This is a genomic window from Aurantiacibacter sp. MUD11 (genome assembly GCF_026967575.1).
Classification (GTDB): Bacteria; Pseudomonadota; Alphaproteobacteria; order Sphingomonadales; family Sphingomonadaceae; genus Alteraurantiacibacter.
This window is the reverse complement of sequence record NZ_CP114054.1, coordinates 382,802-406,876: the sequence shown is the minus strand read 5'-3', so window position 1 is coordinate 406,876 and position 24,075 is coordinate 382,802. Positions and strand designations below refer to the sequence as shown.

24 protein-coding genes are annotated in these 24,075 nt (G+C 65.7%); 12 read left to right on the top strand and 12 right to left on the bottom strand.

Annotated features, from left to right (window positions below):
* Positions 1-8 precede the first annotated feature (8 nt).
* The 3 genes from OZN62_RS02035 to OZN62_RS02025 all read right to left on the bottom strand — a co-directional run bounded on the left by OZN62_RS02035 (position 9) and on the right by OZN62_RS02025 (position 4,565).
* Positions 9-1,292, bottom strand: coding sequence for a serine hydrolase (locus OZN62_RS02035; RefSeq protein ID WP_269101076.1), 1,284 nt, complete (start codon positions 1,290-1,292; stop codon positions 9-11).
* Between the two features lie 55 nt (positions 1,293-1,347).
* Positions 1,348-3,339, bottom strand: coding sequence for a DNA topoisomerase IV subunit B (gene parE, locus OZN62_RS02030; protein WP_269101075.1), 1,992 nt, complete (start codon positions 3,337-3,339; stop codon positions 1,348-1,350).
* 62 nt (positions 3,340-3,401) lie between these two features.
* Positions 3,402-4,565, bottom strand: a complete 1,164-nt coding sequence (locus OZN62_RS02025) for a penicillin-binding protein activator (protein ID WP_269101074.1) — start codon at positions 4,563-4,565, stop codon at positions 3,402-3,404.
* Positions 4,566-4,603: 38 nt separating this feature from the next.
* On the opposite strand from OZN62_RS02025, the gene rsmI reads away from it, so the two are divergent.
* From rsmI to OZN62_RS02005, 4 genes are read left to right on the top strand one after another with little or no spacing between them, the layout of a single operon-like run.
* A complete protein-coding gene (gene rsmI, locus OZN62_RS02020; protein WP_269101073.1) occupies positions 4,604-5,446 on the top strand; it encodes a 16S rRNA (cytidine(1402)-2'-O)-methyltransferase in 843 nt (280 codons plus the stop codon).
* Complete coding sequence (locus tag OZN62_RS02015; RefSeq protein ID WP_269101072.1) at positions 5,443-5,793, top strand: YraN family protein; 351 nt, start codon at positions 5,443-5,445, stop codon at positions 5,791-5,793. Before rsmI ends, OZN62_RS02015 begins: the two co-directional genes overlap by 4 nt.
* A gap of 8 nt (positions 5,794-5,801) precedes the next feature.
* On the top strand, positions 5,802-6,755 hold the full coding sequence (gene gshB / locus OZN62_RS02010; RefSeq protein WP_269101071.1) for a glutathione synthase: 954 nt from the start codon (positions 5,802-5,804) through the stop codon (positions 6,753-6,755).
* A gap of 36 nt (positions 6,756-6,791) precedes the next feature.
* Positions 6,792-7,409 carry a DedA family protein gene (locus OZN62_RS02005; RefSeq protein WP_269101070.1) on the top strand — a complete coding sequence of 206 codons (618 nt, stop codon included), beginning with the start codon at positions 6,792-6,794 and terminating at the stop codon, positions 7,407-7,409.
* On the opposite strand, the gene OZN62_RS02000 is transcribed toward OZN62_RS02005, so the two are convergent.
* Both OZN62_RS02000 and hemW read right to left on the bottom strand, forming a co-directional pair.
* Positions 7,406-8,302, bottom strand: coding sequence for a tyrosine recombinase XerC (locus OZN62_RS02000; protein WP_269101069.1), 897 nt, complete (start codon positions 8,300-8,302; stop codon positions 7,406-7,408). The two genes, OZN62_RS02005 and OZN62_RS02000, sit on opposite strands and share 4 nt — an antisense overlap.
* On the bottom strand, positions 8,299-9,450 hold the full coding sequence (gene hemW / locus OZN62_RS01995; RefSeq protein WP_269101068.1) for a radical SAM family heme chaperone HemW: 1,152 nt from the start codon (positions 9,448-9,450) through the stop codon (positions 8,299-8,301). The genes OZN62_RS02000 and hemW overlap by 4 nt, the downstream gene beginning before the upstream one ends.
* Positions 9,451-9,524: 74 nt before the next feature.
* Between hemW and OZN62_RS01990 the strand changes: the two genes are divergently transcribed.
* On the top strand, positions 9,525-10,028 hold the full coding sequence (locus tag OZN62_RS01990) for a CAP family protein (RefSeq protein WP_269101067.1): 504 nt from the start codon (positions 9,525-9,527) through the stop codon (positions 10,026-10,028).
* Here the strand turns inward: OZN62_RS01990 and rdgB are convergent.
* Entirely contained in the window at positions 10,022-10,651 is a 630-nt protein-coding gene (rdgB, locus tag OZN62_RS01985; protein WP_269101066.1) for an RdgB/HAM1 family non-canonical purine NTP pyrophosphatase, read from the bottom strand. The genes OZN62_RS01990 and rdgB overlap by 7 nt on opposite strands.
* Complete coding sequence (gene rph / locus OZN62_RS01980; RefSeq protein WP_269101065.1) at positions 10,648-11,361, bottom strand: ribonuclease PH; 714 nt, start codon at positions 11,359-11,361, stop codon at positions 10,648-10,650. Before rph ends, rdgB begins: the two co-directional genes overlap by 4 nt.
* A 56-nt stretch (positions 11,362-11,417) precedes the next feature.
* Between rph and hrcA the strand changes: the two genes are divergently transcribed.
* Positions 11,418-12,461, top strand: a complete 1,044-nt coding sequence (gene hrcA, locus OZN62_RS01975) for a heat-inducible transcriptional repressor HrcA (RefSeq protein ID WP_269101064.1) — start codon at positions 11,418-11,420, stop codon at positions 12,459-12,461.
* 8 nt (positions 12,462-12,469) lie between these two features.
* Positions 12,470-13,057 carry a nucleotide exchange factor GrpE gene (gene grpE / locus OZN62_RS01970; RefSeq protein WP_269101063.1) on the top strand — a complete coding sequence of 196 codons (588 nt, stop codon included), beginning with the start codon at positions 12,470-12,472 and terminating at the stop codon, positions 13,055-13,057.
* 1 nt (position 13,058) lies between these two features.
* Here the strand turns inward: grpE and OZN62_RS01965 are convergent, their stop codons facing one another.
* The 4 genes from OZN62_RS01965 to OZN62_RS01950 all read right to left on the bottom strand — a co-directional run bounded on the left by OZN62_RS01965 (position 13,059) and on the right by OZN62_RS01950 (position 16,039).
* Complete coding sequence (locus OZN62_RS01965) at positions 13,059-13,751, bottom strand: cysteine hydrolase family protein (RefSeq protein WP_269101062.1); 693 nt, start codon at positions 13,749-13,751, stop codon at positions 13,059-13,061.
* 55 nt (positions 13,752-13,806) lie between these two features.
* Complete coding sequence (locus OZN62_RS01960) at positions 13,807-14,973, bottom strand: indoleamine 2,3-dioxygenase (RefSeq protein WP_269101061.1); 1,167 nt, start codon at positions 14,971-14,973, stop codon at positions 13,807-13,809.
* Positions 14,974-15,059: 86 nt separating this feature from the next.
* Complete coding sequence (locus OZN62_RS01955; RefSeq protein ID WP_269101060.1) at positions 15,060-15,563, bottom strand: vgr related protein; 504 nt, start codon at positions 15,561-15,563, stop codon at positions 15,060-15,062.
* Positions 15,560-16,039, bottom strand: coding sequence for a copper chaperone PCu(A)C (locus OZN62_RS01950; RefSeq protein WP_269101059.1), 480 nt, complete (start codon positions 16,037-16,039; stop codon positions 15,560-15,562). Before OZN62_RS01950 ends, OZN62_RS01955 begins: the two co-directional genes overlap by 4 nt.
* Before the next feature lie 176 nt (positions 16,040-16,215).
* Here OZN62_RS01950 and dnaK point away from each other — a divergent pair, with 176 nt between their 5' ends.
* Complete coding sequence (gene dnaK / locus OZN62_RS01945) at positions 16,216-18,153, top strand: molecular chaperone DnaK (RefSeq protein ID WP_269101058.1); 1,938 nt, start codon at positions 16,216-16,218, stop codon at positions 18,151-18,153.
* A gap of 72 nt (positions 18,154-18,225) precedes the next feature.
* Entirely contained in the window at positions 18,226-19,356 is a 1,131-nt protein-coding gene (gene dnaJ, locus OZN62_RS01940) for a molecular chaperone DnaJ (protein ID WP_269101057.1), read from the top strand.
* Here dnaJ and OZN62_RS01935 read toward each other — a convergent pair.
* A complete protein-coding gene (locus OZN62_RS01935) occupies positions 19,353-21,671 on the bottom strand; it encodes a patatin-like protein (protein WP_269101056.1) in 2,319 nt (772 codons plus the stop codon). The genes dnaJ and OZN62_RS01935 overlap by 4 nt on opposite strands.
* A gap of 77 nt (positions 21,672-21,748) precedes the next feature.
* Between OZN62_RS01935 and radA the strand changes: the two genes are divergently transcribed.
* The 3 genes from radA to OZN62_RS01920 are packed head-to-tail and all read left to right on the top strand — an operon-like array spanning position 21,749 to position 24,075.
* Positions 21,749-23,116, top strand: a complete 1,368-nt coding sequence (gene radA / locus OZN62_RS01930; protein WP_269101054.1) for a DNA repair protein RadA — start codon at positions 21,749-21,751, stop codon at positions 23,114-23,116.
* A 12-nt stretch (positions 23,117-23,128) separates the two neighbouring features.
* Positions 23,129-23,644 carry a CvpA family protein gene (locus OZN62_RS01925; RefSeq protein WP_269101051.1) on the top strand — a complete coding sequence of 172 codons (516 nt, stop codon included), beginning with the start codon at positions 23,129-23,131 and terminating at the stop codon, positions 23,642-23,644.
* Positions 23,644-24,075, top strand: a complete 432-nt coding sequence (locus tag OZN62_RS01920; protein ID WP_269101049.1) for an iron-sulfur cluster assembly scaffold protein — start codon at positions 23,644-23,646, stop codon at positions 24,073-24,075. The genes OZN62_RS01925 and OZN62_RS01920 overlap by 1 nt, the downstream gene beginning before the upstream one ends.

Sequence of the window (24,075 nt, the reverse complement as noted above, 5' to 3'; positions counted from 1 at the left end):
GCGGCCCGCTAGTCGGTGCCGCCTGCCAGCGCGATGGCGCGCATGGCCAGCAGGTTGAACGCCTGCTGGTCGACCGCGCTCGCGGGATCGTTCCAGCTCATCGTGACGGCGATGTGATGGCCATCCGCAGCCTGCAGCAGCCAGGTCAGGTTGAGCACGCCAGGCTCAGACCCGCCCTTGTAGCCCGCATATTGCCAGTCCGCGCGCACGCTGTCCGACATGGCCGGGTTCACCGCCATGATTTCCAGCGCCGTGCGATCTTCCAGCTCGGCCAGCCGCACAAGCAGGCCCGCGATATCCGCGGGTGTGGCAATCCATTCAACATCGATGGCATTGGGCACGCCGGCAAAGGCCGCCATGATCTCGCCCTCGCTGCGCTCGATCGCCGAAATGCCTTGCAGCACGGCGAGCCGCTCGGCCGTTCCGGCAGCCGCATATTCGCCCAGGTTCACGTCATCGCCGGACTTGAGGACGAACATCTCGCGGGTGGTGAGGAAGGGGAAGGTGGCGTCCGGGTTGCTGTGCCCGGAGGCAACGACTTCCGCCTCCACCGCATCGCGCCCCAGCACGGCCATCAGCTGGTCGGTGGCTGTATTGTCGCTGATGGAGATCATCAGCGTCGCCAGCGTATGCAGCGTCACCGGCGCGCCTTCGGGCCAGTCCTGCAATTGCCCGCTGGGATAACTGCGCTCGGTCAGCGGCACGACATCGTCCCAGTCGCGCTCTCCCGCGGCGATCGAACGGGCGAGGGCAGAGAGGACGTAGAGCTTGAAGGTGGAACCGATGGCGAAGGGCCGGTCAATGTTGTGCCCGGCGATGACTTCGCCGCCGGCGGTCAGTTCGCTGACGAGGATGCCCGTCGCGCCGGGAAGGGCGGCCAGGTCCGCCAGCACCTGTTCCACGCTGTCGTCAATGGGGCGAACGTCGGTGATGCGAAAGCCGGTAATCTCGAAAGGTTCGCTGCCTTCGATGACGAAGGTCCCATTGGCCAGACCCCGTTCGAACCGGATGGCGATATTGGCAGCCGAGGGACCGAGAGCATCTACGGTTTCAATCCCGATCAGCGGCCCGAACTGCGCCTCTAGCTGCTGCTGGATCGCTGCGAACTGCGCCTCGGGCACGGCGTTGACGAACGGATCGGCGAAGACCTCGTCATAGACCGCAGCTCCACCCATGGCCGCAACGATGTCTTCCGCGCGCTGCTCGAGGCGCTCGGAGTCCTCGGCGGTCTGGCCGAGGGCGGGGCTGGCTGCCAGCAACAGCGCCGCGAATGCGGTATGAAAGGCTTTCATTGCAGTCACTCCGTCGCATCGGATCGGTGTATTGCAATGATAAGACGCTTGCGCGTCAGGCGTCAATCAGGTCCCGGTCCAGCTCGCCCGCGCGGTTCTGGATGAAGTTGAAGCGGTGTTCCGGATTGCGGCCCATCAGCTGGTCGACCAGTTCCTTTACCGCGAAACGCTGTTCGTGCTGTTCGGGAAGGGTGATGCGCACCAGTGACCGGGTTTCCGGGTTCATGGTAGTTTCGCGCAGCTGCTGCGGGTTCATCTCGCCAAGGCCCTTGAACCGGCTGACTTCGACCTTCTTGCCCTTGAACACGGTCTCTTCGAGTTCCGCGCGGTGGGCGTCGTCGCGGGCGTAGGCGCTCTCCTTGCCCGCGGTCAGGCGATAGAGCGGCGGCTGCGCGAGATAGAGATGCCCCTTGCGCACCAGCTCCGGCATTTCCTGGAAGAAGAACGTCATCAGCAGCGTGGCGATATGCGCGCCGTCGACGTCGGCGTCGGTCATGATGACGATGCGGTCGTAACGCAGGTTCTCCGGGTCGCATTCCTTGCGGGTGCCGCAGCCCAGCGCCAGCGTCAGGTCGGCGATTTCCGAGTTCGCGCGGATCTTGTCGGCGGTGGCGCTGGCGACATTCAGGATCTTGCCGCGAATGGGCAGGATTGCCTGCGTCTTGCGCTCGCGCGCCTGCTTGGCGCTTCCGCCTGCCGAATCGCCCTCGACGATAAACAGCTCGGTCTCGGCATCGGTCTCGCCGCTGCAATCGGTCAGCTTGCCGGGCAGGCGCAGCTTCTTCGCATTGGTGGCAGTCTTGCGCTTGATCTCGCGTTCCTGCTTGCGCTTCAGCCGCTCTTCCATCCGTTCCATGACCGAACCCAACAGCGCGCGACCGCGCTCCATGTTGTCGGACAGGAAGTGATCGAAGTGGTCTCGCACCGCGTTCTCGACCAGGCGCGCCGCCTCGGGCGAGGTCAGGCGGTCCTTGGTCTGGCTCTGGAACTGCGGGTCGCGGATGAACACGCTGAGCATGATCTCGGCGCCGGTCATCACGTCGTCAGCGGTAATGTCCTTGGCCTTCTTGGTGCCGGTCAGCTCGCCGAAGGCGCGCAGGCCCTTGGTCAGTGCGGCGCGCAGGCCCTGTTCGTGGGTGCCGCCATCGGGCGTGGGCACGGTGTTGCAGTACCAGCTGGACGAACCGTCGGACCACAGCGGCCAGGCCACGGCCCACTCGACCCGGCCCTGCTGCACGCCGTCGCTTTCCGGGAAGTCCTGCGTTCCGGCGAAGAAATCGGCGGTGACGCATTCGCGCGCGCCCACTTCCTCGCGCAGGTGGTCTGCCAGGCCGCCGGGGAACTGGAAGGTCGCCTCCTGCGGCACCTCTTCGGAGGCGAGCGAGGGCGCGCATTTCCAGCGGATTTCCACGCCCGCGAACAGGTAGGCCTTGGAGCGCGCCAGCTTGAACAGCCGCTTTGGGTTGAACTTGCGGTCACCGAAAATCTCGGTGTCGGGCACGAAGGTGACGCTGGTGCCGCGCCGGTTCGGCGTATCGCCGACCTTGGCGATCTTGCCTTGCGGCATGCCTTTGGAAAATTCCTGTGCGAAGACCTGCTTGTTGCGCGCCACTTCCACCCGCGTGTGGCTGGACAGCGCATTGACCACCGAAACGCCAACGCCATGCAGGCCCCCGCTGGTGGCATAGGCCTTGCCCGAGAACTTGCCGCCAGAGTGCAACGTGGTGAGGATTACCTCCAGCGTGGACTTGCCGGGAAACTTGGGATGCTCGTCAACCGGGATACCGCGACCGTTGTCGGTGATGGTCAGCTTGTTGCCTTCCTCCAGCACCATTTCGATGCGGTTGGCGTGGCCCGCGACGGCTTCGTCCATGGCATTGTCGAGCACCTCGGCGGCGAGGTGGTGCAGCGCGCGGTCGTCGGTGCCACCGATATACATGCCGGGGCGGCGGCGGACGGGCTCCAGCCCCTCCAGCACCTCGATCGAGGAGGAATCGTAGTCGCCCCCGCCTTGCGGGAGCTTGGCGTCGAAAAGGTCGTCACTCATGCCATGGCTATAGGCGCGGGGAATCCCGCGAAACAAGCGGCCTGGGCGAAGTTATCCGGCGATCAGAAGCCTGTGGGCGCCGGGCTGACGACGGAGAAGGCGCCGTTGTCCACCTGGCGGACCTCCATCGTCCGTTCGCCGATGCCGTTGCTCTGGAAGCGGATCGGGCCGTCGAGGCCAAGGAAACCGCCTTCCTGCAGCAGCAGGCCCGCCGGCAGGTCGGTTCCGGCACGCCAGTCGCGGGTCAGGCGCAGCGTCAGCAGGACGGCGTCATAACCAAGCGTGGCGATGCGGAAGGGCTGCTCGCCGAAACGCGATTCATAGCTGTCGGCGAACTGGCGGTAACGATCGTCCGACACGGCCGAGAACCACGCCCCGCGCATGGCACCTGCACTCAGCAGGCCCTCCTGGCGGCTCCACAGCTCGGTACCGAGGATCGAGGGCAGGGCATCGCCCACTTCCTTCAGGCGCGGCGCGGCCAGGGCGGCCAGGCGCGCACTGTCGGCGATCAGCACGGTGTCGAAACCGCCGGTCTCCGCCAGGCGCTCCGCCGCGCTGATGATCGAGGTATTGCCGCGATCGTAGCGCTGCACGTCGACGATGGTGACATTGCGCGCCAGCGCCGCCTGTTCCGCCGCGGCCGTGGTGCGGTTGCCATAGTCCCCGCGCGGGGCGAGGATGGCGATGCGCCGTGCACCCTGATCGACGGCGAAGTTCACCGTGCGGAAAACCGACTGTTCGGGAATGTGCCCCATCACGAAGACGTCGGCGCGGGCGACGGTGGTGTCGTTGGAGAAGGTAATCAGCGGCACGTCGGCAGCGCGGGCCTGCGCCAGGACCGCACCGACATTGTCGCGCTGGAGCGGGCCGAGGATCAGCTTGTTGCCATCGGCAATCGCGCGGCTGGCCGCGTCGCCGGCCCCGGATCCGGTATCGTAGGTGGTGATGCGCAGGTTCTCGGCGCCCGTATCGAGCAGGGCCATCGTGGTGGCGTTGGCGATCGACTGGCCGACGTCGGCATTGCTGCCGCTCAGCGGCACCAGCAGGGCGACGCGGTGGCGGCCTTCGTCATCGGGCAGCACGGCCTCGGCAGGCCCGGTCGGCTGCGTCACCACGGGGCCGGAGCGATCCGGTGCGGTGGTGTCGCCGCCGGGGATAACCTGGCACGCTGCGAGCAAAATCGTGCCCGTCACCACCAACAGAATACGCTGCAATTTACCGAACATGCTTGCTGTCTCCGCTCAAGATGGTCCATGCGCATCGCGTGAGCGAGCAAGACGGACCCCTTTCTCCCGGCCTCTATATAGTCGCGACCCCGATTGGCAATCTCGGCGACATCACCATGCGCGCAGCCGACGTGCTGGCACGGTGCGACGGGATCGCCTGCGAGGATACGCGGGTCACGCAGAAGCTGATCCGCCACCTCGGGATTTCGAAGCCCTTGTGGCGCTATGATGACCACTCCGCCCTGAACGACCGGCAACGGCTGGTGGAATCGATGCAGACGCGCGCCGTGGCGCTGGTAAGCGATGCGGGAATGCCGCTGGTCTCCGACCCCGGCTTCCGCCTGGTGCACGATGCGCGGGAGGCAGGGGTACCCGTCACCGTGCTGCCGGGCGCCAATGCCCCGCTAGCGGCGCTGGCGCTGTCCGGCCTGCCCAACGACCGTTTCCTGTTCGCCGGCTTCCTGCCGCCCAAGGACAAGGCCCGGCGCGACGTGCTGGAGGAACTTGCCCCGGTCCGCACGACGCTGATCTTCTTCGAGACCGCGCCGCGCCTGACCAAGAGTCTTGCCGCCATCGCCGAGGTACTGCCGGGCCGCGAGGTGGCGGTCGCGCGCGAACTGACCAAGCTGTACGAGGAATGCCGCAGCGGCTCCGCCAAGGACGTGCTGGCGCATTACGAGGCGCATCCTCCCAAGGGGGAGATCGTGCTGCTGGTCGGCCCTCCCGTGGAGGTCGAAGCCAGCGCCGAGGATGCCGACGCCATGCTGCGCGAAGCGCTGAAGACCGAAAAGGCCTCCAAGGCCGCTGCGCAAGTCGCCAAGGCCACCGGGCTCGATCGCAAGCTGCTCTACGCCCGCGCCATGGAGTTGAAGGGCCAGTGAAGCGCCAGCTTGCCGAAGCCAGCGGCCGCAAGGCCGAGGACGAGGCTGCCGCATGGCTGGAAGCGCAAGGCTGGGAAATCGCCGCCCGCCGCCGCAAGACCAAGGTCGGCGAGATCGACCTGATCGCACGGCAAGAGGGGCTGGTTGCCTTCATCGAAGTCAAGTGGCGCAAACGCGTGGCAGACCTCGATCTCGCCATTGACGAGTACCGCCTGCGCCGTGTCGCCGCCGCCGCCGAAAGCGTGGCGCATGAATATGCTACAGGCGGGGAAGACCTGCGCGTCGACGTCATCCTGCTTGCGCCGGGGGCCGAGCCACGCCACATCGTCAACGCCTGGCAACCCTAGGAGTACCCATGAGCCTGCGTGTCGCTGTCCAGATGGACCCAATGGAAAGCATCAACATCGCTGGCGATTCCAGCTTCGCCCTGATGCTGGAAGCGCAGGCGCGCGGCCACAAGGTCTGGCATTACGACGTCAGCACGCTGGCCTATCGTGACGGCCGGATCACCGCCTGGGCCAAGCCGGTGACGGTGCAGCGGGTGGAGGGCGATCACTTCACCGCCGGCGAATTGCAGCGGATCGACCTCGCCACCGATATCGACGTGGTGCTGATGCGGCAGGACCCGCCCTTTCACCTCGGCTACATCAGCTCCGCGCTGCTGCTAGACCGGCTGAAAGGCACCACGTTGGTCAGCAACGATCCGCGCGAAGTCGTGAACGCGCCGGAGAAGATGTACGTCCTCGAATATGCGCAGTTCATGCCGCCAACGCTGATCACGCGCACGCTCGAAGATGTGACGGAATTCCAGCGCGACCACGGCGCCGTCGTGGTCAAGCCTCTCCACGGGAATGCCGGCAAGGCGATCTTCAAGATCGATGCCGATGGCACCAACACCAGCGCCCTGCTGGAAGTGTTCAACCAGACCTGGCCGGAACCGCACATGGTGCAGCCCTTCCTTCCCAGCGTGGCCAAGGGCGACAAGCGGATCGTCCTGGTGGATGGCGAAGTCGCGGGCGCGATCAACCGCCGGCCGGGGGAGGGCGAATTCCGCTCCAACCTGGCGCGAGGGGGCTCTTCCGAAGCCAGCCAGCTGACGCCGCGCGAGGAGGAAATCTGCGCTGCCATGGGGCCGGACCTGAAGCGCCGCGGCCTCACCTTCGTCGGCATCGACGTGATCGGCGGCGAATGGCTGACCGAGATCAACGTGACCTCGCCCACCGGCATCGTCGCCATCGACAAGTACAACGGCACCAACACGCCCGGCATGATTTGGGACGCGATGGAACGCCGCCACGCGGCGATGTAATCCGGACCGATCGGCCGCTGCGGCGGTTATTCCACCATGGACACCCTCATCATCGACCTGATCGGACGGGGCGGATACCTCGGCATCTTCCTGCTGATGGTGCTGGAAAACGTCATCCCGCCAGTGCCCAGCGAGGTCATCATGGGCGTGGGCGGACTGCTGGTGCAGCGCGGCGAGATGCAGTTCTGGCCGCTGCTGCTGATCGGCACGGCTGGCACCGTTGCCGGCAACTACTGCTGGTACTGGCTGGGCGACAGCGTCGGCTATCAGCGGCTGGAGCCCTTCGTCGATCGCTGGGGCCGCTGGCTGACCGTGGACTGGGACCACATCGCCAAGGCGCAGATATTCTTCGTCCGGCACGGTCACTGGGTCGTGTTCTTCCTGCGCTTCTCGCCCTTCCTGAGGACGATCATCTCGTTGCCTGCGGGGCTGGCGCATATGCCCAAGCTGAAGTTCCTCGCCTTCACCTTTGCCGGCTCGCTGGTGTGGAACGCGCTGCTGATCAAGGGCGGCGAGTGGCTGGGTCACTGGCTGGAGGATTCGCAGAACGTCCTCGGCTGGATCATCCTCGGCATGATCGGCGTGACCGTGGTCGCCTATGTCTGGCGGCTGCTGACCTGGGTGCCGCGGCCAAAGCGGCAGCGGCAGGACTAGTCGTTCTCGCGCGGATGGGCGGAGCGATAGGCTTCCAGCATCTTCGCCGCATCCACCTTGGTATAGATCTGCGTCGACCCGAGGCTGGCATGGCCGAGCAGTTCCTGCAGGCTACGCAGGTCCGCGCCCGAACCGAGCAGGTGCGTGGCGAAAGAGTGGCGCAGGGCATGCGGCGTGGCGGTGGAGGGCAGGCCGAGCGCCTTGCGCGCCCGCGCCATCGCCTTCTGCACCATGCCCTGTCCCAGTGGTCCACCCTTGGCCCCGCGAAACAGCGCTGTCCCGCTTTCCAACGAGTATGGGCAGACCTTGGCATAGGCCGCCACCGCCTCGCGGACGATCGGCAGCATGGGGACGACGCGTTGCTTGTTGCCCTTGCCGGTGACGACAAGTGTCTCACCCAGTGGCAGGTCATCGGCCTTCAGCGACAGTGCCTCGGCAATGCGCAGGCCGGCGCCGTACATCAGCAGCAGCACGGCGGCGTCGCGCCGGCCGGTCCAGCTTTCACTGGCCGTGGCTTCGACCATCTCGGCAAGGCCGGCAGCCTCGTCCGGCGTGACCGGGCGGGGTAGGCCCTTCTTGATGCGCGGACCGCGCAGGCGCGGGGCCGTGCCTGGCTCGGCCCCCACCTGTTCGCGGGCAAAGGCGATGAACCCCTTGAGCGCGGACAGTTCCCGTGCCGCCGAGGCATTGCCGATCCCCTCCGCCCGGCGCGAGGCGAGATGCCCTCGCAGGTCGCGCATGGTGACGGCGGCGACGGCAGGCCAATCAGCCAGGTCGAGACCGTCGAGCAAGCGCGCCGCCGTCGCGACATAGGCGCGCACCGTGTGCGGGCTGCGGCGGCGTCCGGTGGCGAGGTGGCCATGCCATTCCTCGAGGAGGTCGGCGCGGCTCATGCGGTCACCAGTTCGTCTGGCACCAGTTCCGCCAGCAGGGCATCGAGCAGCGGCATGCCGGCAGGCGTGACGCCGATCCGATTTTCGTCCTGCCAGGCGAGGCCGAGCCCCGCGTAATGCGCCAGCTTGTCGCTTGCGACGAGGCGCTCGACCGGGATGGCAAAGCGCTGCGAAAGGGCTTCGAGGTCGACGCCCTCGGCAAGCCGCAGCCCCATCAGCAGAGCCTCGGACAGCTGCTCCCCGACTCCGAGCGCACGCTCCTCCTTCAAGCCATGGCCATTGCGGGCAACGGCATCGAGCCAGTTCTCCGGCTTGCGATGGCGCATGGTGGCCGTCCCGCCACGCCGCCCGTGCGCGCCGGGGCCCACGCCGCAATAGTCCTGGTAGCGCCAGTAGGTGAGGTTGTGCCGGCTCTCCTCTCCGGGGCGGGCGTGGTTGCTGATCTCGTAGGCTGGCAGGCCGGCGGCAGAGGTCATCTCCTGCGTCAGTTCGAACAGGTCCGCCGCCCGGTCATCGTCGAGCGGCGTAAAGCCGCCGCGCCGAACATCGGTGGCGAAGCGCGTGCCGGGCTCGATGGTCAACTGGTAGAGCGAAAGGTGTCCGGTGCCGTGGCCCAACGCGCGCGCCAGCTGCTCGCGCCATTCGGACTCCGTCTGGTCCGGCAAGGCGTAGATCAGGTCGAACGAAACGCGCTCGAATGCCTTCTGTGCCGTTTCCAGCGCGTTCAGTCCCTCTTGAGCATTGTGCAATCGGCCAAGGAACCTGAGCGCCGCATCGTCGAGCGATTGCAGCCCCAGAGAAACGCGATTGACCCCGGCGCTGGCAAGGCTGGCAAAGTTCGCGGCCTCTACCGAGGACGGATTGGCCTCCAGCGTGATTTCGATGTTCGGGGCAAAGCCCCACAAGGCCTCCGCCTCGCGCAGCAATGTCTCGACCAGTGCGGGCGGCATCAGCGAGGGCGTGCCGCCACCAAAGAAGACCGAGGTCAGCGCCTCGCCACCCGCGACCTGCGCTTCATGCCGCATGTCCGCCAGCAGGGCCTCCTGCCACACGTCCACCTCCACGCTTTCGCGCACGTGCGAGTTGAAGTCGCAGTACGGGCACTTGGCGAGGCAGAAGGGCCAGTGGATGTAGAGCGCTTTGGCCATGGGCGTTTCAGGCTCCGTTAACCGCCGCAAGTCAAGGTTGCGGCATGGGAAATGGACGGGTCTTTGCAGCCGCGTTGGCGGTTCTTGCGGGCGTTCTGGCTGTCGCCGCGCCGCTTTCGGCGCAGCAGCGCGATGCCATCAACCCTTTCGCCGTGGAGCTGCTGGAAGCGCACAACGATGCCCGCGAGGACGTGGGCGTGCCGCCGCTGGCCTGGAGCAGCCGACTGGCGCAGGAGGCTCATGACTGGGCGCAGCACCTCGCTCGGCAAGGCCGCATGGTCCATGCTGAACGCAGCCTGCGCAACGGATCGGGCGAGAACCTGTGGATGGGCCATGCGGGATATTACAGCGCCGGGACCATGGTGGACGGCTTCATCGCCGAGCGTCGCCACTTCCGGAACGGCACCTTTCCGCAGGTGTCGACCACCGGCGACTGGCGCGATGTCGGGCACTACACGCAGGTGATCTGGCGCGACACCCGCGAACTTGGCTGCGCCGTGGCGCGCGGCGAGACCTACGATTTCCTCGTCTGCCGCTATTTCCCCGCCGGGAATGTCTACAACCGTCGCGCCTATTGACCGAACTGGTCTGCCACCAGCTTGGCGAAGGCATCGGCGCGGTGGCTGATGGCGTGCTTTTCCTCGGGTTGCAGCTCGGCGAAAGTCACCTCGCGGCCAACGGGCACGAAGACCGGGTCGTATCCGAACCCCATGGTGCCGCGTGGCGGCCAGGTCAGGGTGCCGTCGGCGCGGCCTTCGTAGACCGCGTATTCGCCGTCCGGCCAGGCGAGGGCGAGGACGCAGGAGAACCAGCAGTCCCGCGGGGCATCCGGCCCCTTGGCCTGCAGCATCCCTTCGACCTTGCCCATGGCCATGTACCAGTCACGGCCCGGCTCGCCCTCGAACCACTGCTTCTCCGCCCAGTCGGCGGTGTAGACGCCGGGGCGACCATCCAACGCCGCCACGGATAGGCCGCTGTCGTCGGCGAGGGCGGGGAGGCCCGAAGCCTCGGCCGCCGCCCGCGCCTTGATCAGCGCGTTCTCGACGAAAGTCTTGCCGGTCTCCGGTGGCTCCGGCAGGCCCAGCGAGCCTGCCGAAATGCACTCCAGCCCATAGGGATCGAGCAGCTTGCCGATCTCCTTCAGCTTGCCCGCGTTGTGCGTGGCAATGACCAGTTTCCCGCCGCCGAGCTTCCGCGTCACTTGGTTGCCTCGTCCTGTGCCTTGAAGATCTGTGCACAGCCCATCTGCGCCAGGCGCAACAGGCGCAACAGCCCTTCCTCGTCATAGGTCGCGCCTTCGGCAGTCGCCTGCACCTCGGCGATCTGGCCGCCTTCGATCAGGACGAAGTTGGCGTCGGCATCGGCACCCGAATCCTCGTCATAGTCGAGGTCCAGCACCGGGGTGCCCTGGTGGATGCCGCAGGAAATCGCGGCAATCTTGGCGGTGAGCGGGTCTTCCTTGATCTCGCCCGCCTTCATCAGCTCGTTGACGGCCAGGCGCAGCGCCACCCAGGCGCCGGAAATCGAAGCCGTGCGGGTGCCGCCATCGGCCTGGATCACGTCGCAATCGAGCGTGATCTGCCGTTCGCCGAGCTTTTCCATGTCGCAGACAGCGCGCAAGGAACGGCCGATAAGTCGCTGAATTTCCTGCGTGCGGCCGCTCTGCTTGCCCTTGGCCGCTTCGCGCGAACCACGGGTGTGCGTGGCGCGGGGCAGCATCGAATATTCGCCGGTGACCCAGCCCTGGCCCTTGCCGCGCAGCCACGGCGGGATCCGTTCTTCGATGGAAGCGGTGCACAGCACGCGCGTATCGCCAAAGCTGATCAGGCAAGAGCCCTCGGCATGCTTGGTGAAGCCGGTTTCGATGGTGATGGCGCGCATTTCGTCGGGCGCGCGGCCGGAAGGTCGCATGAGATTCTCCAGTGAGGTTTGCGCGAGTGGCACTAGCGACTAGATAGGGCGCTGTCATGGCTTCTCCACCGATCTCCGAATTGACCAACCGCGCACGGGAGATTTTCCGCCTGGTGGTGGAGGATTACCTCGCCAGCGGACAGCCGGTCGGCTCCAAGACCTTGGCGCAGCGCGGGGAAGTGAACCTGTCTCCTGCTTCCATCCGCTCGGTGCTGAGCGAGCTGGAGAGCTTCGGGCTGCTCGCCGCGCCACATACCAGCGCCGGACGGATGCCGACCGACCTTGGTCTGCGGCTGTTCGTCGACGGCATCATGCAGGTGGCCGAGCCGACGCGCGAGGAGCGCGCCGCGATCGAGAAGCAGCTTGCCGAACCCGGCCCGATCGAGGAGGCGCTGGAGAACACCAGCGCGCTGCTCTCCAGCCTGTCCGGCGCAGCAGGCATGGTAATGGTGCCCCAGCGCGAGCAGCGGCTGGCGCAGATCAACCTCGTGCCACTGGATGAACGCCGCGCCCTCGCGGTGCTGGTGGGCGAGGATGGCAATGTCGAGAACCGCGTTCTCCAGCTTGCCGAACCCGCTTCCGCCAGCGCCTTGCAGGAGGCCAGCAACTACATCTCGGCCAAGCTGGGCGGACGCACGCTGAACGAGGCTGCCAAGGCGATGCAGGCGGAAATCGCCAGCGGTCGCAGCGCGCTGGACGAAGCCAGCAGGCAACTGGTCGAAACCGGGATTGCCACCTGGAGCACCGATGCTTCCAAGCGTCCGGTGCTGATCGTGCGGGGCGCCTCGAACCTGCTGGACGAGAGCGCCGTGAGCGATCTCGACCGTGTCCGACAGCTGCTGGATGACCTTGAAAACAAGCAGTCGGTTGCACAACTTCTGGACAGCGCACGCGAAGCTGAATCGACGCGCATCTTTATCGGCGCGGAAAATCGGCTATTCGCCCTTTCCGGTTCGTCGGTCATCGCCGCCCCCTATCGCGACCGCGAGGGCAGGGTGGTTGGTGTACTCGGCGTGATTGGTCCGACACGGTTGAATTACGCCCGTGTCGTTCCAATGGTAGACTTCACCGCCCACTCGCTGGGCAAGAGAATTGGTTAGCAGGACAGATGAGCGACAACGATACGAACCGTGACGAAGCGGTTGAAAAGGAACTCGAGGGCGTGCCCGAGGAATTTCTCGAGAAGAGCGATGCCGAGACTGTCGAGGAAGACACCAGCAGCCTCGACCAGGCGCTCGACCGCCTTCGCGACGATCTGGAAACTGCCAAGCAGGAAGTTCTCTACGCCAAGGCAGAGACGCAGAACGTTCGCCGCCGCCTGGAAAAGGACATCCAGGATGCCCGCAACTATGGCGCCACCGGCTTTGCCCGCGACGTGCTGAGCGTGGCCGATAACCTGGCGCGCGCCATCGACGCGGTGCCGGAAGACCTGCGCGAGGACAGCAAGTTCAAGGGTCTCGTCACCGGCATCCAGGCGACGCAACGCGAGCTGGACAAGGTGTTCAGCCAGCACGGCATCAGCCGCATCGCAGCCATGGGCCTGCCGCTGGATCCGAACCAGCACCAGGCGATGATGGAAGTGCCCACGAATGACGCCGAGCCCGGCACCATCGTGCAGGAAATGCAGGCCGGCTACATGATCAAGGACCGCCTGCTGCGTCCCGCCATGGTGGGCGTGGCCAAGAAGCCGGACTAACTCAGGCCGGGGCCTTCGCTGCCTCGATCAACGCGACCAGCTCGTCGCTCGACCACAGGTCGGCGAAGATCCGCCCCATGGTATGCAGGGTGGCGGCATGCTCGTGCTCGGTCGAGGCACCATTGGCATCGGGCGCGAAGATCACCCGGTAATTCGCCTGCATGGCATCGCGCGCGGTGCTTTCGCAGCAGCAATTGGTCATGGTGCCGGTGACGATCACCGTGTCGATGCCGCGTTCCTGCAGGATTTCGTGGAGGTTGGACGCGCCGGGGAAGAAGGCGCTGAAGCGCTGCTTCTCCACCGCGATATCGCCATCCTCCACCTCCAGCGCGGGCCATAGCTGCCAGTAGTGCGAACCGCGCTGGAAGGCGGCCTTGTGCGTGCCTGCCGCAGGACCGAACCGCTCGTAGAAAGTCGACCAGCTGGGATCGTCCGGTCCCGGCGTGGTGTACTGGACGAAGACGTTCAGCCCGCCCGCTTCGCGCAGGGCTTTCGAGATGCGATTGATCGGTTCGGCCACGTCGCGGGCCGCAGGCACTTCTACCGGCGCGCCTTCCTCGACGAAGCCGTTCTGCATGTCGATGACCAGCTGCGCCGTGCGGCGCGGGTCTATCGCCAGGCGGACATTGCGCGTTCCGCCGCGTTCCTCGGACACGCGATCGAGGATTTCGTGGTGATCGGTGGTGTGTGGCATCGGCAGCTCTCCCTGGCGGTGTTATCCGTCGGGAGTGCTGCCGATGCAAGCAGCCTCAGGCCACCACCTGCGATCGGTTCTCGTCGCGGTGCTTTTTCAGGTACTTCATGAAAGGCGTCCCGCCGGTGCCGACATCGGGGTCGTTTCCGGCAATGCTGCCCGCCTGCTTGTTGATGTAGCTGGCCGCGTACTCGAGGTGCCGCGTGCGGAAGCGCGCGCCCTGTTCGAGACAGGCGTTGAACGCATCCTTCAAACTCTGGCTGCCCGATGTGCCCACGAATTCACGCAGCGTCGATTGCACGGCCAGGTCTTCGATGAAGCGGCGGTGCTGCACGGGGCGATACTGGTGCAGTTCGGTCAGGAAGTGCTTCAACGGATCGTCGCTGTGGCCGACGCCCAGCAGCGCATCCATCGCCGGGACGATGGAGCTTTGCGAGCCGGTCTGTCCGCGCAGCGCCTGCGGCTTGCCTTCGAAACGGTCGACGCCCTCGTAAACGAGGCCGCCGTCCTTCAGCGCCGGATTGTTGGCCCAGCCATGGATATAGGGGCGCACGCGGTGGAAGTAGCAATAGGGATCGCACTTCTCCGGCATCCGCGCGAAGTGACCATAGATCCGCTCCCACGCGGCATCCATTTCCACCAGCAGGCGCTCGGCCTCGGCGGTGTCGCCCTGCTTGGCCACCGTCACCAGCCTGGCGGCATTGTCCAGCAGCACGCCGGCCTCTGCCTCGATGGCGACGTGGACCAGCACGAACCAGTTCTCATCGACACCGCCGAGGAAGTTCTGGTGCATGGCGATGTTGTCGAGCGTGATGCCGCCCGACTTGTCGAGGCGGTACCAGTTGTCCAGCACATAGCCGGAATAGGGCAGCAGAGGCGCTTGGCCGAGGCGATCCGCGATCGCCACCATCGGGCGGGCAAGATTGGCTGGAAGGTGAATGGGCGGCTCGTCTTCGCCCCAGACATAAGCCTGCACCAGGAAGGAATAGTGCACCATCGAGGTGCGGACCTCTTCCTCGGCGGCTTCGCGGGCCCATTCCTCCAGGCCGGGATCGGCCAGCTGGTTCAGGAAATGGCGGATGCGACCGGAAGTCATCAGGGCGGAAAGGTTGCCTGCCGCCTGCAGGACGCCCTCGAATTGCGAGGGCAGGGTGATTTCGTCGATCTCGTAATGCGAAAGGTAGCCCCGCTCGCGCGACAGGCCGTAGTCAGATAGCTCCATGTGAAAAACCACTGCGCCGGGCGCGGGTTGGGCCGCCCGGACAATGGTGGAGGTGGTATCAATTGAAACCTTCTGGAGCAAGCGAGCTAGCGGGTTGCCCCCGGAAAGTTCACCAGCACATCATAGGCCGACGGATCGCCAACGCCTGCCAGTTTGAAACCGTTGCGCAGCATGAAGGCATGTTCGACGATGCGCGCCTGCTGCTCGATGCCGTACTTCTCCAGCGGCCAACCGGGCTTGAGCGTGTAGTCGTATTTCGCCCAGGGCATGCGGTTGAAGATCAGGTACCAGTCGCCTCGTGTCTGGGTCTGCCAGACATGCGTCATCTCGTGGATGAAGAGCGCCTGTCGCTGGGTCGGCTCGAAGGCGAAGTCGTCACAATAGGCGCTGCCGAGCGGGTGAAAGTGGATGTGCCCGCGCGGCGCCATGGTGACGCGCTTGGGCTGGAAGAAGGCCCACTTCCGCCGCCTGATGCGGACCTTGGAATAGTCCACCGCGTCACCGAAAATGCTGCGTGCCAGGGTGACCTCGCCAGCCGTCAGCGGCCGTTCGCCGCCGATGGGGCAAGAGGCCGCCGCCGGTTCGCTCATTCGGGAGCGTCACCCGGGGCGCGGATTTCCACCGGGAAGCTGCACTTGTCGCCGCCCACGAAGGTGAGCGTGACCTCGGTCTCGCCGCCGACTTCCTGCGTGCCGTCCGGTGCCATGGCCATGACGTGCACGGTCTCCGGCTCGAACACGATGGTTTCCCCCGCCGGAACGTCCAGCTGCATCAGCTCGTCCATCGACGGTTGCAGGTTCCATTCGCCCATCTGGTGCAGTGCCGCGCTGCCGTAGCCCAGCACGTCCGCGGCGCGGATCATGTAGTTGCGCTCTGCCGAATTCTCGATGCTGAAATAGACCGCCGACGGGTTCCCCTCGACTGCCGCCAGCGCCATCCAGCCACCGGTCACGGAAACGCCGGGCGGGCAATCGGGCGCTTCGGCAACCGGCTCTTCCGCCGGCTCGCTGCCGCATGCTGCCAGGCCAAGGATTGCCGCACCGGCCAGAATGAACTTCGATTTCATCGGATTCCCCTCTCAAAATCTCAGGCAATTTCTAGGCACCTCGCTCCCTTGTGCCAAGCAAAAGCGCACCTATATCCGGCCTCGATACACAGCTTTTACCGAGCTGCCGAACGGCTTCGCCACGGGATAGGGAAGCCAAAAGTGCAGCGTCCAACACTAAGAGAGATGGGAAATCCATGAGCAAGATTATCGGTATCGACCTTGGCACCACCAACAGCTGCGTCGCTGTGATGGAAGGCGGCAAGCCCAAGGTAATCGAAAATTCCGAAGGCGCGCGCACCACGCCGTCGATCGTGGCCTTCACCAAGGATGGCGAGCGCCTGATCGGCCAGCCGGCCAAGCGCCAGGCCGTCACCAACCCCGACAATACCCTTTTCGCGATCAAGCGCCTCATCGGCCGCCGCTTCGACGACCCCACCACCAAGAAGGACATGGACCTCGTCCCCTATGACATCGTCAAGGGCAAGAACGGCGATGCCTGGGTGGAAGCGGGCGGCGAAGAATACTCGCCCAGCCAGATTTCCGCCTTCATCCTGCAGAAGATGAAGGAAACCGCCGAGAGCTATCTCGGCGAAACCGTCACCAAGGCGGTCATCACCGTTCCCGCGTACTTCAATGACGCGCAGCGCCAGGCGACCAAGGACGCCGGCCAGATCGCCGGTCTCGAAGTCGAACGCATCATCAACGAACCGACTGCGGCCGCGCTCGCCTATGGCATGGACAAGGAAGACGGCAAGACCATCGCCGTCTATGACCTTGGCGGCGGCACCTTCGACGTGTCCGTCCTCGAAATCGGTGACGGCGTGTTCGAAGTGAAGTCGACCAACGGCGACACGTTCCTCGGCGGCGAAGACTTCGACAACGTGATCGTCGATTACCTCGCCGAAGCTTTCCAGAAGAAGGAAAACATGGACCTGAAGAGCGACAAGCTCGCTCTGCAGCGCCTGAAGGAAGCTGCCGAAAAGGCCAAGATCGAGCTGTCCAGCTCGCAGTCGACCGAAGTGAACCTGCCCTTCATCACCGCGCGCATGGAAGGTGGTTCCTCCACCCCGCTGCACCTGGTGGAAACGCTGTCGCGCTCCAAGCTGGAACAGCTGGTGGGCGACCTGATCAAGCGTACGCTGGATCCGTGCAAGAAAGCGCTGGAAGATGCCGGCGTCACCAAGGACGGTATCGACGAAGTGATCCTGGTCGGCGGCATGACCCGCATGCCCAAGGTGCGCGAAGTTGTGGAAGAGTTCTTCGGTTCCAAGCCGCACACCGGCGTGAACCCGGACGAAGTGGTCGCCATGGGCGCCGCCATCCAGGCCGGCGTGCTGCAGGGCGACGTGAAGGACGTGCTGCTGCTCGACGTGACCCCGCTGTCGCTGGGCATCGAGACGCTGGGTGGCGTGTTCACCCGCATGATCGACCGCAACACCACCATCCCGACCAAGAAGACGCAGGTCTATTCCACCGCCGAGGACAACCAGGGCGCGGTGACGATCCGCGTGTTCCAGGGTGAACGCGAAATGGCGGCCGACAACAAGCTGCTCGGCCAGTTCGACCTGGTCGGCATCCCGCCCGCTCCGCGCGGCGTGCCGCAGATCGAGGTCACCTTCGACATCGACGCCAACGGCATCGTCAACGTGTCCGCCAAGGACAAGGGCACCGGCAAGGAACAGCAGATCCGCATCCAGGCCTCGGGTGGTCTCAACGAGGCCGACATCGAGCAGATGGTGCAGGATGCCGAGAAGTTCGCCGAAGAGGACAAGAAGCGCCGCGAGGCTGCCGAAGTCCGCAACAATCTTGACAGCCTGGTCCACGCGACCGAAAAGCAGCTGGAAGAGAACGGCGACAAGGTCGACGCTGGCCTGAAGGGCGAGATCGAGACCGCCGTCAAGGAAGCCAAGGAATCCCTCGAAGGCGACGATATCGACGCCATGAAGGCCAAGAGCGAAGCCCTGACGCAGGTCGCCATGAAGATGGGCCAGGCCATCTATGAAAAGGAACAGGCCGCTGGTGCCGAGGCTGCTGCCGACGAAGCCGCCAGCGAAGACGCTTCCAAGCCTTCGGAAGAAGAGGAAGTGGTCGAAGCCGAGTTCACCGAAGTGGACGACGAGAACAAGTCCTGAGGCTAACGATGGACAAGCCAGCCGCCACCGACGCTTCCCGCGCCGGTGGCGGTGCGGTTTGGGGGTTCACGAATGTCCGCGACTGAGATCGATTTTTACGAACTGCTCGGCGTGTCCCGTGATGCGGATGGCGCGACGATCAAGTCCGCCTATCGCAAGATGGCGATGAAGTATCACCCGGACCGCAATCCGGGCGATGCCGACGCGGAAGCCCAGTTCAAAGCCTGCGGCGCCGCTTACGAGGTGCTGAAGGACCCGCAGAAACGCGCCGCCTACGACCGCTATGGTCATGCCGCCTTCCAAAACGGCGGCCCCGGCGGTGGCGGCATGGGTGGTGCCGATTTCGGCGACCTTGGCGATATTTTCGAAACGATTTTCGGCAGTGCCTTCGGCGGTGGCGGCGGTGGCGGCCGTGCACGCCCGCGGCGCGGTGCTGACCTGCGCTATGACCTGCGCGTCTCGCTGGAAGAAGCCTTCCACGGCAAGACCGATGAAATCACCGTGGAGATCGCCGCGCAGTGCGACACCTGCGAAGGTTCCGGCGCCGAGCCGGGCACCGGTCGTCGTCGCTGCGAACTGTGCGGCGGCCACGGCAAGGTCCGTGCGCAACAGGGCCTGTTCGTAATCGAACGTCCGTGCCCGACCTGCAGCGGTCGTGGCGAAGTGCTGGAGCAGCCCTGCTCCGGCTGCCGCGGCGAGGGCCGGGTGGACAAGGAACAGACGCTCCAGGTGGAGGTGCCGCCGGGCGTCGACAACGGCACCCGCATCCGCCTCTCGGGCAAGGGCGAGGCCGGGCCGCAGGGCGCGCCTCCGGGCGATCTCTACATCTTCGTGCACGTGCAGCCTCACTCGGTCTTCGAACGCGAAGGCACGGCGCTGTTCACGCGCGTACCGGTCAGCTTCACGGTTGCAGCGCTGGGCGACACGATCGAGATTCCCGGTCTCGACGGCGAAATGCACGCCATCGACATTCCCGCCGGCATCCAGTCGGGCAAGCAGCTGCGCAAGCGCGGTGCGGGCATGCCCGTGTTGCAGGGCCGTGGACGCGGTGACCTGGTGGTCGAAGTCATGGTCGAAACGCCGACCAAGCTCACCTCGCGCCAGAAGGAACTGCTGCGCGAATTCCGCGAGACCGAGACGGGCGAGGAATGCCCCGAAAGCCGCGGCTTCTTCAACAAGCTGAAGGATGCGTTCGGGGGTTAGTCCCCGCCCATCCTGGCGATAATCTCTGCCCGCAGGGATTCGACCAGTTTCCGGTCGCAGGTCCCGCGCTCCAGCTCCTCGTCGCAGATGGCCAGGAAGGCATCGCGCTGGCACGCCAGTAGCGAGGCATGGTCGATGCTGCCGGGCACCGTCGAGCAGATCAGGTCGATCATCCGCTCCGCCCCGTGGAAACGGCCCCAGAGGTAATCGTTCTCGCGGTAGGCGCGGCTGAAGAAGGCGCCAAAGTTGAAGAACTCGGTCCCGCGTAGCGTGGCCGCCGTGCCGCCGTCGCGAATGGCCGATGCATCCTCCGGGCTGATGCGGTCGACCTTGACCGGGTCGTATTCGGTCAGGCCCTCGTTCCGCAGCAGGGGCAGGGTGGCGACGTCATAGTAGGGGAAGCCGAGATAGGCGAGCAGGACACGCCGGCGCAGTTCCTTGGGCATGGCGTCCAGCGCCTCCGCCAGCAGGACTTCGGCCGCCTCGTCCGTCTCGCGCAACCGACGCCGGTCAGCCAGGGCATCGAGGAATTCGCCCGGGGCCTCCATCGCCCTTGCGGCAATGTCTCCGAAGTCCTCTCCCAGTCCCTCGATGTCCTCCTTGGCAAAATAGAGCGCCAGCACCTTGTAGATGGCATCGCGGGCATCCTGCAGGCCGTCGTCGGGAATCGCGGGGTCGATTTCCCAATCGCGCGACAACCGGCGGGCGATCAGGCGCAGGCGGCGGATGCGATAGGCCAGGTCATGGTCGCGGAAGAAGACGATGGCTTCGTCGCTGGCGCCGCCACCCTTGCCACCGGCCAGAGACGCCATGCCACGCATTTCGATTTCACGCCGCAGTCGCGCCGCGATGACATGCGCCATCGGGCGATCCGGGCTGTTGGATGCCGTGCGTGCCAGTTCCGCCAGGCGATCGATAATCCCGGTCAGCTTCGCCTGGGCGTAGGAATGGAAGGCATAGCCCGACCGTTCGGCCGCAGCCTGCTGCGCACGGCTGCGCCAGTTGGCGAGGCGTTTCACGTTGGGGCGGTCGAGGAACAGCGTGCGGCCGAACAGCTTGTCCACCGCCGCCTCCACCTCGGGGCGCAGTGCGGCGACCATCTTGCGCAGCTTTTCCGCTTCGCGCGTCTGCCGCTCCAGCACGTCGAGGTTGTCACGGATCGGTTGTTCGCGCGGAATGGCGGAGAGCGAACCGGCGATGGCAGCGAAGAAGCCAACCGGCTTGATCTCGTCGCCGGCTTCGGGCCGCTGGCGGCGCGGCGACGGGTCGATATAGACGAAGCGCCGGTCGACCTCGCGCTGGGCGGGCCGGGAGGTGAGGGCGGCGATTGCCCCTTCGAAGGGCGCATTCACCAGCACCGACCCATCCACCAGCGCCACATGTTCCGTCGTGCCCTGCTTCACATGGGTCGGCATGATCCGCCGCAGAAATTCCGCACGCCCCGGCCAGTCGCCGTTGCAGAGCTCGTCGATCTCCGACAGCCGCACCGGCGGGAAGGCCCCGGGGAAGCTGGCTGTGGCGCGGGCCGCAAGCGTCAGCTCGCACAATTGCGCCAGGTCGTGGCCCCCGACAGCCGGTGTCTGCGCGCGAAAGCCGATCGGCATGCGGTGCTCGGGTTCTTCCACCTGGGCCGGGCTGTGCAGGCGCAAGGTCTCGTTGCGCCCACGGAAATCGGTGGCCGTCACCATCAGGTCCAGCGGATGGCGCGGCGGCAGCAGCGGCGCTTCGGCAGGTCCCGCGCTCATCGCCTGCAAGGCATCGTGGATCAGCTGGCTGAAGCCGGGGCCGGAGAACGGCGGTTCGAACCAGCGTCCGCGAACCAGGTTGGAGATCTTCCGGCGCACCTCGCGCTGCGACTCTACCGCCACGGTTTCTTCCACCGTATTGCCGGGGCCGCGGGTCAGGTACCAGACGATGGGTCGCATGTAGGCGCGCGCCAGGGGCGACCACGGCCTGGCTTCGGGCGCTACCAGTCTTTCGACGTCGGCGGTCTCCAGCCACAGCTCGGTCAGCGGTTCGAGGCTGCGTCCGGAATGGATCGCCTGCGCCAGGAAGACGGCATTGATACCGCCCGCGCTGGCGCCGGTGATGATGTCGGGCAACATGCGCAGGCGCAGGTCGTGCTCGGCCTCCACCCGTTCCAGCATGGAATGGTAGACATATTCCACGCCGGTCGGGCGTTGTTCGTCCGGATCGTGGAAGGCGCGGCTGGCGCGGGCTAGCTTCCAGATCTCCTTGGTCACGCCGTGCATGTAGACGGCGAGGCTGACACCGCCGTAGCACACCAGCGCAATCCGGAGTTCTTTCTGCCGCATGGACGCCTTGATGGCAGATGGTGAAGCCGCTGGCCAGCACACTTGCGTTCCACTTCTGTTCCGGTTAGCAACCGCGCATGGCAAAGCCCAAGAAGCGTTTCATCTGTACCGAATGCGGCAGCGTCGCATCGCGTTGGCAGGGCCAATGTACGGACTGTTCCGAATGGAACACGCTGGTGGAAGATGCTCCCGACACCAAGTTCGCCGCCAAGCACGATTTGTCGAGCGGGGGCAGGGCGATAGCCTTCGAATCGCTCGATGCGCCCACCCGCCCGCTGGAACGCAATTCCACCGGCATCGGAGAGTTCGACCGCGCGCTGGGCGGCGGACTGGTTCCGGGCGCGGCCATCCTGATGGGCGGCGAGCCGGGCATCGGGAAATCCACCCTGCTGCTGCAGGCAGCGGCGAAGATCGCGCAGGACGGCGGATCGGCGGTCTATGTCAGCGGGGAGGAGGCGACCGGGCAGGTGCGCATGCGTGCGGCTCGGCTCGGCCTGTCGAAAGCTCCGCTCAAGCTGGCCGCGGCCACCTCGGTCCGCGACATCCTGACCACGCTGGGGCAGGACGATGCGCCGGACCTGCTGGTGGTCGATTCTATCCAGACCATGCACTCCGACATGATCGAAGGGGCACCGGGCACCGTCAGCCAGGTGCGCGCCAGCGCCTTCGAGCTGATCCGCTACGCCAAGGAAAAGGGCACCGCACTGGTGCTGGTCGGGCATGTGACGAAGGATGGCAATATCGCCGGCCCGCGCGTGCTGGAGCACATGGTAGATACCGTGATGAGCTTCGAGGGGGAGCGCAGCCACCAGTATCGCATCCTGCGGTGCCTCAAGAACCGCTTCGGCGCAGTGGACGAGATCGGCGTCTTCGCGATGGAAGGCCACGGCCTGGACGAGGTGGGCAATCCCTCCTCGCTGTTCCTCTCCGGCCGGGACGAACCCATCGCCGGCGCCGCCGTGTTCCCCGCGCTGGAGGGCACGCGGCCGGTACTGGTCGAAATCCAGGCACTGATCGTCCGCCTGCAATCCGGGGCCACCCCGCGGCGGGCCGTGGTCGGCTGGGACAATGGCCGGCTGGCCATGCTGCTGGCAGTGCTGGAATCGCGCTGCGGGCTGAACTTCTCGACGGCAGAGGTCTATCTCAACGTGGCCGGCGGCTATCGCCTGTCCGACCCTGCAGCCGATATCGCCGTGGCGGCGGCACTCATCAGTGCCCTGGCCGACAGGCCGCTGCCCGCCAGCGCCGTCTGGTTCGGCGAGGTAGCCCTTTCCGGCGAAGTCCGCCCGGTCGCGCACGGAACCGTCAGGCAGAAAGAATCGGCAAAGCTCGGATTCAAAACGGCATTTGGTCCACAGGATGGGGGACAAGACGTGGCTGGCTTACGATATACGGATGTAGCATCGGTCGCGTCGCTCGTTGACCGGGTCATGGCATCGGCATAAGTTCCGCGCCCGATGACGGGCTTTGATATCATTGTGCTGCTGATCGTTGCGGTCAGCGCCATCGGCGGCTTCATGCGCGGCTTCGTGCAAGAAGTTCTTTCCCTAGCAGCATGGGTATTGGCGATTTTCGCCATCCGTTACCTGCACACGGACCTCACGGCCGCGATCCTGGAGTTCATGGGCTCGCCCGTTACCGCCTCGATACTTGCCTTCGCGCTGCTGCTGTTGATCCCTTATGCGGCCATGAAGCTGATTGCCCGTGTCGCCGGTCGCAGCGCCCGCCAGTCCATCCTCAGCCCGATCGACCGTGTACTCGGCTTTGGCTTCGGCGCACTCAAGGGCGTCGTCATCGTCGTCGTCGCTTTCTCGCTGCTGGTGCTCGGCTACGACACGGTCTGGGGCGCCAAGGGCCGACCAGTTTGGATCGCCGAGGCGCGAACCTATCAGCTGGTCGACGCCGGCTCGCGCGCGATGGTGCAGATCATCGCCGAGCGCCGGGCGCGCCTGCAAAGCGATGAAGAGGGCTGATGAGCGCGGAGAAGCTCTACACGCCTGAAATGCTCGCCGCCGCGGTCGAGCTGGCAAAGTACCCACCCGTCGAATCCGCAGCCCTGCATGGCGCGGCACGATCTCCTGCTTGCGGGTCTACGCTCGCCGTGGACCTGTCGCTGGATGCGCAGCAAAGCATTGACCGCATTGGGCTGAAGGTGCGCGCCTGCGCCGTCGGACAAGCCGCCGCCGCCGTTTTCGCGCGGCATGCTGCCGGCCGCAGCATCGCAGAGGTGTGCCAGGCGCACGACGCGCTCGCAGCATGGCTGGAAGGGGCGAGTGACGCCCCCGACTGGCCGGATATCGACCTGATCGTCCCGGCCCGCGATTATCGCGGCCGGCACGGCGCCATGCTGCTGCCGTGGAAGGCGGCGATGGAGGCCCTTTCCAGCGCTGCTGCGGCAAGCTAA

What these genes read in the sequence shown, in the direction of transcription:
- OZN62_RS02035 (WP_269101076.1), bottom strand. Translation starts at nt 1,292, where the DNA reads ATGAAAGCCTTTCATACCGCATTCGCGGCGCTGTTGCTGGCAGCCAGC.
- parE (WP_269101075.1), bottom strand. Translation starts at nt 3,339, where the DNA reads ATGAGTGACGACCTTTTCGACGCCAAGCTCCCGCAAGGCGGGGGCGAC.
- OZN62_RS02025 (WP_269101074.1), bottom strand. Translation starts at nt 4,565, where the DNA reads ATGTTCGGTAAATTGCAGCGTATTCTGTTGGTGGTGACGGGCACGATT.
- gshB (WP_269101071.1), top strand. Translation starts at nt 5,802, where the DNA reads ATGAGCCTGCGTGTCGCTGTCCAGATGGACCCAATGGAAAGCATCAAC.
- OZN62_RS02005 (WP_269101070.1), top strand. Translation starts at nt 6,792, where the DNA reads ATGGACACCCTCATCATCGACCTGATCGGACGGGGCGGATACCTCGGC.
- OZN62_RS02000 (WP_269101069.1), bottom strand. Translation starts at nt 8,302, where the DNA reads ATGAGCCGCGCCGACCTCCTCGAGGAATGGCATGGCCACCTCGCCACC.
- hemW (WP_269101068.1), bottom strand. Translation starts at nt 9,450, where the DNA reads ATGGCCAAAGCGCTCTACATCCACTGGCCCTTCTGCCTCGCCAAGTGC.
- rph (WP_269101065.1), bottom strand. Translation starts at nt 11,361, where the DNA reads ATGCGACCTTCCGGCCGCGCGCCCGACGAAATGCGCGCCATCACCATC.
- hrcA (WP_269101064.1), top strand. Translation starts at nt 11,418, where the DNA reads ATGGCTTCTCCACCGATCTCCGAATTGACCAACCGCGCACGGGAGATT.
- grpE (WP_269101063.1), top strand. Translation starts at nt 12,470, where the DNA reads ATGAGCGACAACGATACGAACCGTGACGAAGCGGTTGAAAAGGAACTC.
- OZN62_RS01965 (WP_269101062.1), bottom strand. Translation starts at nt 13,751, where the DNA reads ATGCCACACACCACCGATCACCACGAAATCCTCGATCGCGTGTCCGAG.
- OZN62_RS01960 (WP_269101061.1), bottom strand. Translation starts at nt 14,973, where the DNA reads ATGGAGCTATCTGACTACGGCCTGTCGCGCGAGCGGGGCTACCTTTCG.
- OZN62_RS01955 (WP_269101060.1), bottom strand. Translation starts at nt 15,563, where the DNA reads ATGAGCGAACCGGCGGCGGCCTCTTGCCCCATCGGCGGCGAACGGCCG.
- OZN62_RS01950 (WP_269101059.1), bottom strand. Translation starts at nt 16,039, where the DNA reads ATGAAATCGAAGTTCATTCTGGCCGGTGCGGCAATCCTTGGCCTGGCA.
- dnaK (WP_269101058.1), top strand. Translation starts at nt 16,216, where the DNA reads ATGAGCAAGATTATCGGTATCGACCTTGGCACCACCAACAGCTGCGTC.
- dnaJ (WP_269101057.1), top strand. Translation starts at nt 18,226, where the DNA reads ATGTCCGCGACTGAGATCGATTTTTACGAACTGCTCGGCGTGTCCCGT.
- OZN62_RS01935 (WP_269101056.1), bottom strand. Translation starts at nt 21,671, where the DNA reads ATGCGGCAGAAAGAACTCCGGATTGCGCTGGTGTGCTACGGCGGTGTC.
- radA (WP_269101054.1), top strand. Translation starts at nt 21,749, where the DNA reads ATGGCAAAGCCCAAGAAGCGTTTCATCTGTACCGAATGCGGCAGCGTC.
- OZN62_RS01925 (WP_269101051.1), top strand. Translation starts at nt 23,129, where the DNA reads ATGACGGGCTTTGATATCATTGTGCTGCTGATCGTTGCGGTCAGCGCC.
- OZN62_RS01920 (WP_269101049.1), top strand. Translation starts at nt 23,644, where the DNA reads ATGAGCGCGGAGAAGCTCTACACGCCTGAAATGCTCGCCGCCGCGGTC.